This window comes from Corynebacterium sp. AOP40-4SA-5, assembly GCF_052377355.1.
Classification (GTDB): Bacteria; Actinomycetota; Actinomycetes; order Mycobacteriales; family Mycobacteriaceae; genus Corynebacterium.
Genome location: NZ_JBQSWS010000015.1, coordinates 1 through 12,784, shown reverse-complemented (window position 1 = coordinate 12,784; position 12,784 = coordinate 1). Strand labels below are relative to the sequence as shown.

14 protein-coding genes and 3 tRNA genes are annotated in these 12,784 nt (G+C 68.3%); 3 read left to right on the top strand and 14 right to left on the bottom strand.

The window, feature by feature from the left end:
• Window positions 1–12: 12 nt before the first annotated feature.
• Window positions 13–657, bottom strand: coding sequence for a Holliday junction branch migration protein RuvA (gene ruvA, locus ACT3S3_RS10000; protein ID WP_444626729.1), 645 nt, complete (start codon window positions 655–657; stop codon window positions 13–15).
• Window positions 658–1,230: a crossover junction endodeoxyribonuclease RuvC gene (gene ruvC, locus ACT3S3_RS09995; protein WP_367620291.1), complete on the bottom strand. Its 573-nt coding sequence runs from the start codon at window positions 1,228–1,230 to the stop codon at window positions 658–660.
• Window positions 1,231–1,357: 127 nt separating this feature from the next.
• Between ruvC and ACT3S3_RS09990 the strand changes: the two genes are divergently transcribed.
• Complete coding sequence (locus ACT3S3_RS09990) at window positions 1,358–1,804, top strand: DUF3817 domain-containing protein (RefSeq protein WP_301442026.1); 447 nt, start codon at window positions 1,358–1,360, stop codon at window positions 1,802–1,804.
• Between the two features lie 7 nt (window positions 1,805–1,811).
• Here the strand turns inward: ACT3S3_RS09990 and ACT3S3_RS09985 are convergent, their stop codons facing one another.
• The 12 genes from ACT3S3_RS09985 to ACT3S3_RS09930 form a co-directional block, all read right to left on the bottom strand.
• Entirely contained in the window at window positions 1,812–2,564 is a 753-nt protein-coding gene (locus ACT3S3_RS09985; RefSeq protein WP_301442025.1) for a YebC/PmpR family DNA-binding transcriptional regulator, read from the bottom strand.
• Between the two features lie 84 nt (window positions 2,565–2,648).
• Window positions 2,649–3,296 (bottom strand): pyridoxal 5'-phosphate synthase glutaminase subunit PdxT, encoded by a 648-nt coding sequence (pdxT, locus tag ACT3S3_RS09980; protein ID WP_444626728.1) that lies wholly within the window; start codon window positions 3,294–3,296, stop codon window positions 2,649–2,651.
• Window positions 3,297–4,199, bottom strand: coding sequence for an acyl-CoA thioesterase (locus tag ACT3S3_RS09975; RefSeq protein WP_301442023.1), 903 nt, complete (start codon window positions 4,197–4,199; stop codon window positions 3,297–3,299).
• Window positions 4,200–5,108: a pyridoxal 5'-phosphate synthase lyase subunit PdxS gene (gene pdxS, locus ACT3S3_RS09970; protein WP_301442038.1), complete on the bottom strand. Its 909-nt coding sequence runs from the start codon at window positions 5,106–5,108 to the stop codon at window positions 4,200–4,202.
• A gap of 113 nt (window positions 5,109–5,221) precedes the next feature.
• Complete coding sequence (locus ACT3S3_RS09965; protein WP_301442022.1) at window positions 5,222–5,698, bottom strand: hypothetical protein; 477 nt, start codon at window positions 5,696–5,698, stop codon at window positions 5,222–5,224.
• The gene (locus ACT3S3_RS09960; protein ID WP_301442021.1) at window positions 5,695–6,873 is read right to left on the bottom strand and encodes a glycosyltransferase family 4 protein; all 1,179 of its coding nucleotides are present in this window, start codon (window positions 6,871–6,873) and stop codon (window positions 5,695–5,697) included. The genes ACT3S3_RS09965 and ACT3S3_RS09960 overlap by 4 nt, the downstream gene beginning before the upstream one ends.
• A complete protein-coding gene (locus tag ACT3S3_RS09955; protein ID WP_301442020.1) occupies window positions 6,870–7,823 on the bottom strand; it encodes a phosphatidylinositol mannoside acyltransferase in 954 nt (317 codons plus the stop codon). Before ACT3S3_RS09955 ends, ACT3S3_RS09960 begins: the two co-directional genes overlap by 4 nt.
• Window positions 7,816–8,505 carry a phosphatidylinositol phosphate synthase gene (gene pgsA, locus ACT3S3_RS09950; protein WP_301442019.1) on the bottom strand — a complete coding sequence of 230 codons (690 nt, stop codon included), beginning with the start codon at window positions 8,503–8,505 and terminating at the stop codon, window positions 7,816–7,818. The genes ACT3S3_RS09955 and pgsA overlap by 8 nt, the downstream gene beginning before the upstream one ends.
• A gap of 62 nt (window positions 8,506–8,567) precedes the next feature.
• Window positions 8,568–9,143 (bottom strand): HIT family protein, encoded by a 576-nt coding sequence (locus ACT3S3_RS09945; RefSeq protein WP_301442018.1) that lies wholly within the window; start codon window positions 9,141–9,143, stop codon window positions 8,568–8,570.
• Window positions 9,103–11,181, bottom strand: a complete 2,079-nt coding sequence (gene thrS, locus ACT3S3_RS09940; RefSeq protein WP_301442017.1) for a threonine--tRNA ligase — start codon at window positions 11,179–11,181, stop codon at window positions 9,103–9,105. The genes ACT3S3_RS09945 and thrS overlap by 41 nt, the downstream gene beginning before the upstream one ends.
• A 74-nt stretch (window positions 11,182–11,255) precedes the next feature.
• Entirely contained in the window at window positions 11,256–11,948 is a 693-nt protein-coding gene (locus ACT3S3_RS09935) for a copper resistance CopC family protein (protein ID WP_444626725.1), read from the bottom strand.
• Between the two features lie 172 nt (window positions 11,949–12,120).
• Window positions 12,121–12,195, bottom strand: a tRNA-Val gene (locus ACT3S3_RS09930).
• A 368-nt stretch (window positions 12,196–12,563) separates the two neighbouring features.
• Between ACT3S3_RS09930 and ACT3S3_RS09925 the strand changes: the two genes are divergently transcribed.
• Together ACT3S3_RS09925 and ACT3S3_RS09920 are read left to right on the top strand one after the other, a co-directional pair.
• A tRNA-Gly gene (locus ACT3S3_RS09925) sits at window positions 12,564–12,636 on the top strand.
• A 69-nt stretch (window positions 12,637–12,705) separates the two neighbouring features.
• Window positions 12,706–12,777 (top strand) — tRNA-Cys (locus ACT3S3_RS09920).
• The last annotated feature ends 7 nt before the right edge of the window (window positions 12,778–12,784 follow it).

Here is a 12,784-nt window from a genome sequence, read left to right as displayed (position 1 = left end):
CCGGTGCCCACGCTACCGTCGGCCACCGAGGTGGGCGAGCGCCCGGCGCAGGACGGTGGCGGTGTCCGCGGGCTCGGCAGCACCGCCGTCGCCGTCTGCACCAGTCGCGCTGATCTCGCGTACGGCCTTCTCCGCGTCACGTTCGGTGAAGCCGAGGCCGGTGAGTGCGTCGACGACCTGACCGGGCACCGCGTCGGCGAGCGGCTCGTCCTGCCCCACGCCACCATCGGCCGCTGTCGCGGTGGGCGCGACGGCGTACCCGTCGAGCTTGCCCTTGAGGTCCACGGCCATGCGCTCGGCAAGCCGCTTGCCGACCCCCGGGGCGCGCTGCAGGGCCTTGACGTCGCCCTCGGTGACGGCACGGGACAACTCGGCCGGGTCGAGCACCGACATCACGCCCATGGCCAGGCGGGCGCCCACGCCCGACACCGACTGCAGCAGGCCGAAGACCTCGCGCGAGGCGACGTCCGGGAACGCGAACAGGGTCTGCGAGTCCTCACGCACCACCATGGTGGTCAGCACGAAGACCTCCTCCCCGCGCGGCAGGGTGGCCAACGTCGGGGTCGTCGCCTGGCACTGGTAGCCGACGCCGGCGCACTCGATCACCACGGAGTCGAGCCTCTTGTCGATGACGGTGCCCCTCAATGAAGCAATCACTTATGAACCTTTCGAGTCTGAGGCATCTGAGACCAGGGCCTGGTACGGCGAACGCCAGCAGTGACACACCGCCAGCGCGAGGGCGTCGGCGGCGTCCGCGGGTTTCGGCGGTTCCGACAGTCCGAGGATGCGGGTGATCATGTTGGTCATCTGGCGTTTGTCGGCCCGGCCGTTGCCGGAGACCGCCTTCTTGACCTCGCTGGGGGTGTACTGGTGCACGGGCAGGTTGCGGCGCGCGGCGCTGAGCATGAGTACCCCGACGGCGTGAGCGGTGTTCATCACGGTGGACACGTTCCCGCGTTCGAAAACTCGTTCAATGGCCACCACGTCCGGACGGTAGTCGTCCATCCAGCTCTCGACCGCCTCGGAAAGCCGGCGCAGCCGCTGGGGAAGCTCGACCTCCGCCGGCGTGCGCACCACACCCACGGCGACCGGCACCACGGAGCGCCCCTGACCGGAACGCACCACCGACAGCCCACACCGGGTCAGACCAGGGTCGATACCCATCACGAGCAGTCCCTGCGCCGCCGGGGTGGAGCGTGGTTGCCCTGTCACCTGTCTGCTCCTCACCATGATCGCCCGTGCACACCTTCGCGACCTGAACATAGCACACCTGTACGAAAGCCGCGGGCCACGTGCCGCGAACTCCCCCAACGTGACTTATGACCGGCACCGCGGCGTCGGGTAGCATCAGCAGCCGATGACTCCTCTGAAAATATACCGGACCACCGCAATCATCGAGGCCGTGACCTGGGGGCTGCTGATCCTCGGGATGATCCTCAAGTACACCGGCGTGACCGAGGCAGGTGTCTCCGCCGCCGGCCCGATCCACGGACTGGCCTTCCTGGCCTTCGTCGTGGTGACCGTCCTCGTGTGGATGAACAACCGCTGGAGTGCCGGCCAGGGCATCCTGGGCCTGTTCTCCGCCGTCGTCCCCTTCGCCACCGTCCCCTTCGAGATGGCCGTGGCCAACCGGGGTGGGCTGGACGGCCCGTGGCGTACCGAGGCCGGCCCCGGGGCACCCCTCGGCGACCGGATCCTCGCGGTACTGGTGGGACGTCCCTACCTGTCCGCCGGAACCCTCGCCGTGGTCGTGCTGCTCGTCTTCGGCGGCCTGCTGGTCGTCGGCCCGCCCTTCGGCGGGTAGCGGGACGTCAGGCGTCGAGTTCCGCCAGGACCTCGTCGGAGACGTCCATGTTCGTGAACACGTCCTGGACGTCGTCGGACTCCTCGAGGACGTCGATGAGGCGGAAGATCTTCTTCGCGCCCTCGGCGTCCAACGGGACCTCGACGTCGGCCCGGTAGTCCGGGTCGGCGGAGTCGTACTCGATGCCGTTCTCGTCCAGCGCGCTGCGCACGTTGGTCAGGTCGGACAGGCTGGAGACGATCTCGAACTTCTCGCCGAGGTCGTTGACCTCGTCTGCGCCCGCGTCGAGCACGGCCATGAGCAGGTCGTCCTCGGTGTGGTCGGCCTTGTCCAGGATCACGACACCCTTGCGCTCGAACAGGTAGGACACCGAACCGGCGTCCGCCATGTTCCCGCCGTTCTTGTTCATCGCGGTACGCACGTCCGTGGTGGCGCGGTTGCGGTTGTCGGTGAGGCACTCGATGAGCACCGCGACACCGTTGGGACCGTAACCCTCGTAGACGATGGTCTCCCAGTCCGCACCGCCGGCCTCCTCGCCGGAGCCGCGCTTGCGGGCGCGCTCGATGTTGTCGTTGGGGACCGAAGCCTTCTTGGCCTTCTTGATCATGTCGTCGAGGGTCGGGTTCGCCGACGGGTCCCCACCACCGGTGCGGGCAGCGACCTCGATGTTCTTGATCAGCTTCGCGAACTCCTTGCCGCGCTTGGCGTCATTCGCAGCTTTCTTGTGCTTCGTTGTCGCCCATTTAGAGTGGCCGCTCATCGTCTACCTGATCTCCCATTGGTCGGGTGCTTGACGAACCCATGATAGTGCACCACACCGAAACACCGGTTCACCGCACCGTGTTCACCCGTGATGCGGTGACTTCCGCGCCTGCGCTGACTCCCCCACCATCGTGAGGAAGTACCGGTGCAGCCGGTCGTCGCCGGTGAGTTCCGGGTGGAAGGACAGCCCCAGGACGGGGCCCTGACGGACCGCGACGACGGCACCGTGCGCCGGGCCGCCGTCGTCGACGCGGGACAGCACCTCGACGTCCTCGCCGACCCGCTCGACCCACGGCGCGCGGATGAACACCGCGTGCACCGGGTCGCCGGTGGCACCGGTGACGCCGGCGACGTCGAGGTCCGTCTCGAAGGAGTCGACCTGACGTCCGAAGGCGTTGCGGCGCACCGTCACGTCCAGGGCGTTCAGGCAGTGCGCGTCCGCGCGCGTGTCCAGGATCTCGCTGCCCAGCAGGATCAGGCCAGCGCACGTGCCGAAGCAGGGCAGTCCGTCGGCGATCAGGGAACGCAGGGGCTCCAGCATCCCGCCGAGCTCCATGAGCTTCGACATCGTGGTGGACTCCCCACCGGGGAACACGAGGCCGTCGAGGCCCTCCAGATGACCCGGACGGCGCACCAGACGCGTGCGCGCGCCCAGGCCCTCCAGCATGCGGACATGCTCCACGACCCCGCCCTGCAGGGCCAGCACACCGATGAGTGGACGTTCGCTCACTTACTTCCCCTGAAGGTCGGTCTTGATCGGCACGGACTGCTTCCCCTCGGCCAGGGACCGGGTAAGACCCTCCTGGGTCACCGTCGCCACCAGGTCGCCCTGCTGGTTGAAGATCCGGCCCGTGGTCAGCGCGCGCCCACCGTGGGCGGACGGCGAGGACTGGTCGTAGAGCAGCCACTCGTCGGCCCGGAACGGGCGCATGAACCACATGGCGTGGTCCAACGACGCCTCCTGGACCGGCTCGTCGCGGTGCGGGACCAGCGCCGAACCCAGCAGGGTCATGTCCGACATGTACGCCAGGGTGCAGATGTGGAAGGTCTCGTCGTCCGGCAGCGGCACCTTCGACTTGAACCACACCACCTGCTGGGAGGCGGCGCCGGGGCTCTTCTCCCACATCTCCGGCGGGACGATGCGGATGTCCCAGTCCTCCCAGTCCTTGGCGAAGGCGCGGACCAGCGGACGGTCGGAGTCCACCTGCGGACGGATCTCCTCCGGCGGCGGCACCTTGCGGACGATGTCCGAATGCTCCGGGCCCTCGTCACCGCGTACGTGGAAGCTGGCCTGCATCACGAACAACGTCCGGCCGTCCTGCACGGCGCGCACGGAGCGCACCCGGAACGAGCGGCCGTTGCGCACCTCGTCGACGAGGTACACGGTCGGACGGTCCGAGTTGCCCGGCCCCACGAAGTACCCGTGCAGCGAGTGCACCCGGTACTCCGCGCCCACCGTGCGTGTGGCGGCGACGAGGGACTGTGCAGCCACCTGGCCACCGAAGGTGCGCGAGAGCGCCGACGGGATGACCTGGCCGCGGAAGATCCCCGGCTCGATCTGCTCGAGATCGAGGACGTCGGTGATCCGCGGCCGACGACCGTCGGCAGGCTGGGCAGACTGGGCGTCAGACATTCACCAGCCCCGCTCTGCCAGACGGTGGGGCTCCGGGATCTCGTCGACGTTGATGCCGACCATGGCCTCACCGAGACCGCGCGAGACCGAGGCCACCGTGGCGGCGTCCTCGTAGTTGAGCGTGGCCTGCACGATCGCGCGGGCCCGCTTCTCCGGGTCGCCGGACTTGAAGATGCCCGAACCCACGAAGACGCCCTCGGCGCCGAGCTGCATCATCATCGCCGCGTCCGCCGGGGTGGCGATACCGCCGGCGGTGAACATCACCACGGGCAGCTTGCCGTTCTCGGCGACCTCGCGCACCAGCTCGTAGGGGGCCTGCAGCTCCTTGGCCGCCACGTAGAGCTCATCGGGCGCCATCGAGGTCAGCCGGTTGATCTCGCCGCGGATGGTGCGCATGTGGGTGACCGCGTTCGAGACGTCGCCGGTGCCGGCCTCGCCCTTGGAACGGATCATCGCCGCACCCTCGTTGATGCGACGCAGCGCCTCGCCGAGGTTCGTCGCGCCACAGACGAAGGGCACGGTGAAACCGAACTTGTCGATGTGGTTGGCGTAGTCGGCCGGGGTGAGGACCTCGGACTCGTCGATGAAGTCGACCCCGAGGCTCTCGAGCACCTGCGCCTCGACGAAGTGGCCGATGCGGGCCTTCGCCATCACCGGGATGGTGACGGCCTCGACGATGCCCTCGATCATGTCGGGGTCCGACATACGTGACACGCCGCCCTCGGCGCGGATGTCGGCGGGCACGCGCTCCAGTGCCATCACGGCGGTGGCGCCGGCGTCCTCGGCGATCTTCGCCTGCTCCGGGGTGACCACGTCCATGATCACACCCCCCTTGAGCATGTCGGCGAGGCCGCGCTTCACGCGCCCGGTACCCCTGGCTGCGACGTTGTCGGCACTGTTCTGCGTCATCATGACCTCTGATTCTCGAGTGATCTCGGTAGCCTAATGGTGATCAAGGCGCATTCTACCGGGCAAGACAGACCGTGCGGTCCACAGGGTGTGAATCAGATCGCGGACGCCCGTCAGGGCGTCTCCGAACCCACCGACATCGCCTCGTAGTAGGCGGGCAGCGGGGCGGAGCCCGCCAGCCGGAACACCCGGATCACCGGGCGTCCCCGCAGGTCGCGCGTGTCGCCGACGGCGTCGTTGTAGAACCGTGCCGCCAGGTCGACCTTCACCGACGCCTCGACGAACGCCGGATTGGCGATGTCCTCGGCGCGCAGTTGCCGCAGCAGGACGTTCTCCGCGTCGGAGCGGGCGTCCATGTCCTCGGCGCGCAGGGCCACGGACGTGGTGCGTCCGGCGCTGCGCATCAGGTCCGGATGGATCGCGGAGACCACCGCGGAGCGCGACTGCAGCGCCCCCTCGAGCGCCAGACGTGCGGCGTCGGTGCGGATGTGCAGCCGGTTGAGCCGCGAGGCGGTCAACGACAACCACAGCCCCACCAACGCCAGGACCGCCACCACCACGACCAGGACAAGCAACCACACCGGGATCATGACCTGCGCACCTTCCTGCCGTCGGTGACGACCGTCTCGTAGACCCGTTCGACCTGGGTGGTCACCCGATCCCAGTCGAAGTCGCGGCTACGCTCGTAACCGCGCTCGACGAGACGCGCGCGCCGTCCGTCATCGGCGAGCAGGTCCTTCACCGCGCGCGCCAGGTCGCGTGCCGAGCCGTTGGAGAACAACCGTCCGGCACGACCGTGGTCGGTCACCGCGCTGAAGGCGGGGATGTCGCTGGCCACCACGGCCGCGCCCGCGGCCATGGCCTCGACGAGCACGATGCCGAAACTCTCGCCGCCGGTGTTCGGAGCGACGTAGACGTCGGACGCCGCCAGCGCCGCAGCCTTGTCCGCCTCGCTGAGCCGGCCGAGGATGCGCACGGTGGCGCGGTCCTGCCCTGCTCCCTCCCCGGCTTCGTTGCCGCTGCCCTCCACGAAACTCACCCGCGCCTTGCGCAGCGACTGCCTAAGTTCCTCGGTCTCACCACCGCCGACCACGACGACCTCGACGTCCGGCACCTCCCGCAGGATCCCCGGAAGCGCCTTGAGCAGCAACGGGAACCCCTTGCGCGGTTCGGTGAACCGGCCGAGGAACATCACGCGAGGACGGTCCGGGTCGAGCGCGGGCATCGGTGTGGCCGCCCGGTAGGTCGCGGTGTCCACCCCGTTGGGGATGAGCACCGGATCCCCGGACAGCATCTCGACCTGCCAGCGTCGCGCCTCCTCGGACACGGCGATACCTCCCTGGATGCGTTCCAGGAAGGGACGCAGCACCGGCAGGAAGACCTTGAGGACCAGGGACTCGCTCGCCGAGGCGTGGTAGGTCGCCACGATCGGCCCGTCGGCCTTGGCCAGGGTGATCATGGAGTAACTCGGTGAGTTCGGTTCGTGGATGTGCACCACGTCGAAGTCGTGCCGGTCGATCCAGTCACCCAGGTGCCGCCAGGTGGACGGCCCGAATGCCAGCCGGGCGACCGACCCGTTGTACGGGATCGGGATGGCGGCACCGCCGAGCTCCACGAAGTCGGGGACCTCGGCGTCCTCCCCGCCCGGCCCGATCAGGCTGACCTCGTGGCCCCGACGGATGAGCTCGGTGCACAGGTCGACGGCGTGGATCTGGACCCCTCCCGGCTCGTCGAAGGAGTAGGGGCACACCATGCCGATCTTCATCGCGCGCCGTCTCCCCCGGCATCACCGGCATCACCGGTGATGCCGAGGCGTCGGCGCCGGGCGTCCGACAGGTCGGAGAACCACAGGGGCTGCAGCATGTGCCAGTCCGCCGGGTGCGCGGTGATGTTGCGGGCGTAGACGTCCGCCTGCTGCTGGACGATCTCGTCCAGCGTGCCGCTGGTGTCGAGTTCCTCGCTGAAACTGGACTCCCAGCCGTCGGGGGTGAAGGACGTGTGGAAGACCATCAGCGCCGCACCGGTCTCTTGCGCCAGCCGCGCCGCGCCGGCCGGCATGGAGGTGCGCTCGCCGAGGAAGTCCACCTCGACCCCCTTGCCCGAGAGATCACGCTCGCCGAGCAGGCACACCACGCCGCCGGCGCGCACGACCTCGCGCAACCGGCCGAACGGCGGGGCCTCACCACCGGAGAGCGCCAGCACCTCGAACCCGAGGGACTCACGGAACTCCACGAAGGCCTCGAACAGGCTCTCCGGCTTCAACCGCTCGGCGACGGTGGCGAACTGGCCGAAGTGGTCGACGAGCCACACCCCCGCCATGTCCCAGTTGCCGGAGTGCGGCAGACTCAGCACCGCGCCCTTGCCCCGGGCCAGTGCCGCGTCGAGACGTTCCACGTCCGCCGGGTCGAAGCCCGCGGCCACGCGTGCGGCCAACTCCGGGCCCGCCATGCTGGGAAGCTGGAAGGCCTCGCGCCAGTAGCGCATGTAGGACCGCATGGAGTCGCGCACCAGCTCGCGGGTCACGTTCTCGTCGCCCACGACCCGGCCGAGGTTCGCCCGCAACTGCTCCGGACCCCGCCCGTTACCGGACACCCTGTCGGCGATGACGGTGAACAGACGGTCCGCCAGTCCCTGCGGCAACCGTCGCGTCAGCGCCCATCCGGCCTGGTAGCCGAGCGCGCTGAGCCGCTCGGCGAACGACGCGTCCTCACTCATGTGACCTGCTTTCCTCTGCGTCCGCCGTGTCTTCATAGCTCTTCGCCCCGGTCGGCGGGGCGATGCGCTCGGACGCCGCGTCGGAGCGGGACACGATCACCAGGCGCTCGAAGACGGTGTACACCGACCCCACCGCCAGCAGGATCAGGCCCGCTCCCAGGATGTAGGGCACCCCGAGGCCGGACAGCCCCAGCGACACCAGGCCGATGATCAGGCGCTCCGGGCGCTCGATGAGCCCACCGTCGACCTTGATCTGCGAGGCCTCCGCACGGGCCTTGACGTAGGACGTCACCTGGCTGGCGATCATGATCACCAGCGCCGCGGCGAACAGCCCCTTGTAGGGCTCGTGGTCGTGCTGGAAGGCCATCCACCACGCGATCGCGCCGAACAGGACACCGTCGGTGATCCGGTCGCAGGTCGCGTCCAGCGTGGCACCGAACCTGGTGCCACCACCGAGCATCCGGGCCATGGTGCCGTCGATCATGTCGGTGGCCACCGTGATCCCGAGCAGGATGCCGGCGAGGAAGTGGTGCCCGGTGGGGATCAACGCCACCGACAGCACGACGGCGACCGTGGTCGAGGTGATCGTCACGGTGTTGGGGGTCACTCCCCAGTTCACCAGCCGTCGGGCGATCGGTTCAATGACCACCGCCGCCGGCCGGCGTCCACGAACGCTCAACATGTTTCAGGTCTCCTTGCCGTGCTTGCAGACTTCATCTCCGCCGATATTCTCTCAGTTCCGTGTCAGTCGAGCTGTTGCCACGCCGAGGCCAGCAGCTCCCGGGTCTCCCCCAGCACCTGGATCAGCACCTTCGAGCCGGACAACACGGTCATGAAACTCGTGTCACCCTGCCAGCGCGGAACGATGTGCTGGTGCAGGTGACCAGGCACCGACCCGCCGGACGCCCGGCCGAGGTTCATGCCCACGTTCAGCGCGTCCGGCCCGGAGACCGCCCGCAGCACCCGGATCGCCTTCTTCGTGAACTCGGCGAACTCCGCGGTCTCGGAGTCCGTGAGGTCCTCGTACGAGGCGACCCTACGGTACGGCAGGACCATCATGTGCCCCGGATTGTACGGGTACAGGTTCAGGATGCAGAAGACCTCCGCTCCCCTGGCGACGATCAGACCGTCCTCGTCGGACTTGTCGGGGATCGTCAGGAACGGGTCGTCCGGGTCGGCGCCGGTGTCCCCACCGGTCTCGCCGGACCCGCTCTTCTCACCGATGTAGGCCGAGCGGTACGGCGCCCACAACCTCTGCAGGCCGTCCGGCGACAGGTCGTCAGCTGAGCTCGCCAATGTTGTCTCCACTCGGCTGCTCATTGCGCCGGCTACGCACCCAGTCGGTGATGATGCGCACCGCATCGTCCTTCGGCACGCCGTTGACCTGGGTGCCGTCGAGGAACCGGAAGCTCACCGCACCGGCCTCGACGTCGCGTCCGCCGGCCAGCAGCATGAACGGGACCTTGCCGGTGGTGTGGTTGCGGATCTTCTTCTGCATCCGGTCGTCGGAGGTGTCGACCGCGGCACGGATGCCCTGCCCGCGCAGCTGGGCGGTGATGTCCTCCAGGTAGTCGACGAACTCGTCGGCCACCGGGATGCCGGTCACCTGGTGCGGTGCCAGCCAGGCCGGGAAGGCGCCGGCGTAGTGCTCGAGCAGCACGCCGAAGAAGCGCTCGATCGATCCGAATAGCGCACGGTGCACCATGATCGGCTGCTTCTTCGTGCCGTCGGGCGCGGTGTACTCCAGGTTGAAGCGCTCGGGCATGTTGAAGTCCAGCTGAACGGTGGACATCTGCCAGGTCCGGCCGATGGCGTCGCGAGCCTGGACGGAGATCTTGGGGCCGTAGAACGCCGCACCCTCCGGATCCGGCACAAGCTCGAGACCTGACTGCGTGGCTACCCGACGCAAGGTCTCGGTGGAACGCTCCCAGATCTCGTCCGAGCCCACGGACTTCTTCGGGTCGCGGGTGGACAGCTCCAGGTAGAAGTCGTCCAGGCCGTAGTCGCGCAGCAACGAGATGACGAACTCGAGCACGGTGGTCAGCTCGTCCTCGAGCTGGTCCTCGGTGCAGTAGATGTGCGCGTCGTCCTGCGTGAAGCCACGGGCACGGGTCAGGCCGTGGATCACGCCGGACTTCTCGTAGCGGTACACCGTGCCGAACTCGAACAGACGCAGCGGGAGCTCACGGTAGGAGCGGCCACGGGAGTCGAAGACCAGGTTGTGCATCGGGCAGTTCATCGGCTTGAGGTAGTAGTCCTGCGGCTGCTTGGTGCAGTTGCCGTCCTCGTCCCACTCACCGTCGGCCTGCATCGGCGGGAACATCGCGTCCTTGTAGAACCCGAGGTGCCCGGAACGCTCGTAGAGGTCGCCCTTGGTGATGTGCGGGGTGTTGACGAAGGAGTAGCCGGCCTCGATGTGGCGACGCCGCGAGTGCTCCTCCATCTCCAGGCGGACGATGCCGCCGTCCGGGTGGAAGACCGGCAGGCCGGAGCCCAGGTCGTCGGGGAAGCTGAACAGGTCAAGCTCCTGGCCGAGACGACGGTGGTCGCGCTTCTCCGCCTCCGCCAGCATGTGCTGGTGCTCCTCGAGGGCCTCCCTGGACTCCCAGGCGGTGCCGTAGACACGCTGCAGACCCTCGCGGGACTGGTCGCCGCGCCAGTAGGCGGCCGAGGACCGGGTCAGGGCGAAGGCCGGGATGTAGCGGGTCGTGGGGATGTGCGGGCCGCGGCACAGGTCCGACCACTCGACCTCGCTGGTGCGCGGGTTGACGTTGTCATAGGCGGTGAGTTCGCCGGCACCGACCTCGGTGGCCTCGTCGGAGTCCGGGTCCACGTTGCCCTTGTCCTGGATCAGCTCCAGCTTGAACGGCTCGGCGGCGAGCTCCTCGGCGGCTGCCTCGGTGGACTCGTAGACCCGACGCTCGAAGCGCTGACCGGACTTGATGATCTTCTTCATGCGCTTCTCGAGCGTCTTGAGGTCCTCCGGGGTGAAGGGCTCGTCGACCTGGAAGTCGTAGTAGAAGCCGTTCTCGATCGCCGGGCCGATGCCGAGCTTGGTGCCCGGGAACTCACGCTGGACCGCCTGTGCCAGCACGTGGGCACAGGAGTGGCGGATGACAGCGCGTCCGTCCTCGGTGTTCGCGGCGACGGCGGTGACCTCCGTGTCGGTCTCCGGCACGAAGGCGAGGTCGCGCAGGGACCCCTCGGCGTCCTTGACGCAGACGATGGCGTCGGCGCCCTTGTTGGGCAGGTCCAACGGGCGCATGGCCGCCCCGGCGGACTCGCCGGCGGGGACGGTGAAGACCACGGGCGCCGCGGTGACGGCTCCTCGTTCGGCGTCCAGTGCTGATTCACTCACGGGTGCTGTGCTCCTTACACGGAAAAGATGGCGGCGGTCACATACCTGGTGACAGCCGTAAGTCGAGGACCACCTTACCTGTCGTCGGAATCCCGGGAACCGTCGGAGCCGTCGGAGCCGTCAGGGCCGTCCGTACCCTCGGTGCCGTTCGAGGACATGCTGCGGAAGCGTGCGATCGCCACGACGAGCGCGCCGAGCACCACGATGACCCCGGCGATGCTGCCCAGCGTGATCGCCCAGCCCGGCAGGCCGTCGTCCTGCGCCTCGTCGGAGACGTCGGAAGCATCGGAATCCTCGGACGTACCGGTGGCCGACGCCTCCCCCAGGTTGAAGGTGTAGTCGCCGCGCGTGGCGTGGCCGTCGGACGAGGTGATCTGGTAGCCGACGGTGTAGGTGCCGTCCTCCATGTCCACGTTGTCGGGGATGTCCAGGGTCAGCATGCGCCCGTCGATCGTGGGTTCGCCGGTGTGGACCACGTCGCCGTCCCGGGACAGCGCGACGGTGTTGAAGGTGTCCTGCGGGATGCCGGAGAACTCCAGCTCGATGCTGGTCGGCGCCTCGGCGACCGTGGAGTCCGGCTCGGGTGTGGCCCCGACCATCGCATCGTGCGCCGACGCCACCGGCAGTCCACCCGTCGCCCCGGCACCGAGGAAGACGGGGGCGGAGATCATGGCAGCGGCCAGCACCGGGGCGGCGACGACACGGGCGGCACGGGCACCCCGGGCAGCATGGGAACGGTCGGAACGGGCAGACGGCAGACGGGACATGGGGGTCCTTTCGCTCGGCAGGGTCGCGGGAGGCAGTGCCCGCATGAGGTCGATTCCCCACCTTAACGGCGCCGCCGCGGCGGGACCGCCACCGAATGACCAAGCTCACCCCCGACCCGTTCCACGACGACAAAACCCCCGGCAGTCGTTGTGACTGCCGGGGGCTTTGCGGTGGTGGTCCCAGCTGGGATTGAACCAGCGACCTTTCCGGTGTGAACGGAACGCTCTCCCACTGAGCTATGGGACCTCTGTGGAACGAGAGGTAATCTATCACCCTCGCCGTGCCTACGTACAAATCGCCAGGTCAGGACGCCCCGGGGACGGCGCAGGCATGGCGCCTCCGTCGCGCAGGACGCGGCCCCGGGCGTGCTGCACTTCGGGGCATCCTGCGGCCTCGCGCGTGCGCGAGCGGGCGACGCGCGCGGCGCGTGGAGGCTACGAGACGCCGACGGAGCCGACCGGGCCGTCGAGGACCGCCACAAAACGCGGACGAATCACACCGTTGGGGTTCACCATGACTCCCCTTGAGCCTGGATATGCGACTTCACCTGCATGTTTGTGCGTGGAAGCCGGAACCTATAGAGTTCTGTGGCGCACCGGTACTACACGGTGCTTGCGGATGTAGCGCAGTTGGTAGCGCATAACCTTGCCAAGGTTAGGGTCGCGAGTTCGAGTCTCGTCATCCGCTCAGGTTCTCATTTCTCTTCCGGCTCCCGAGTCGGTAGGGTCGAGATCCGATACGAGGCGGCGACGCCACGGTGGAATGGCTGAGTGGCTTAGGCAACGGTCTGCAAAACCGTGTAGACGGGTTCGATTCCCGTTTCCACCTCGCATCA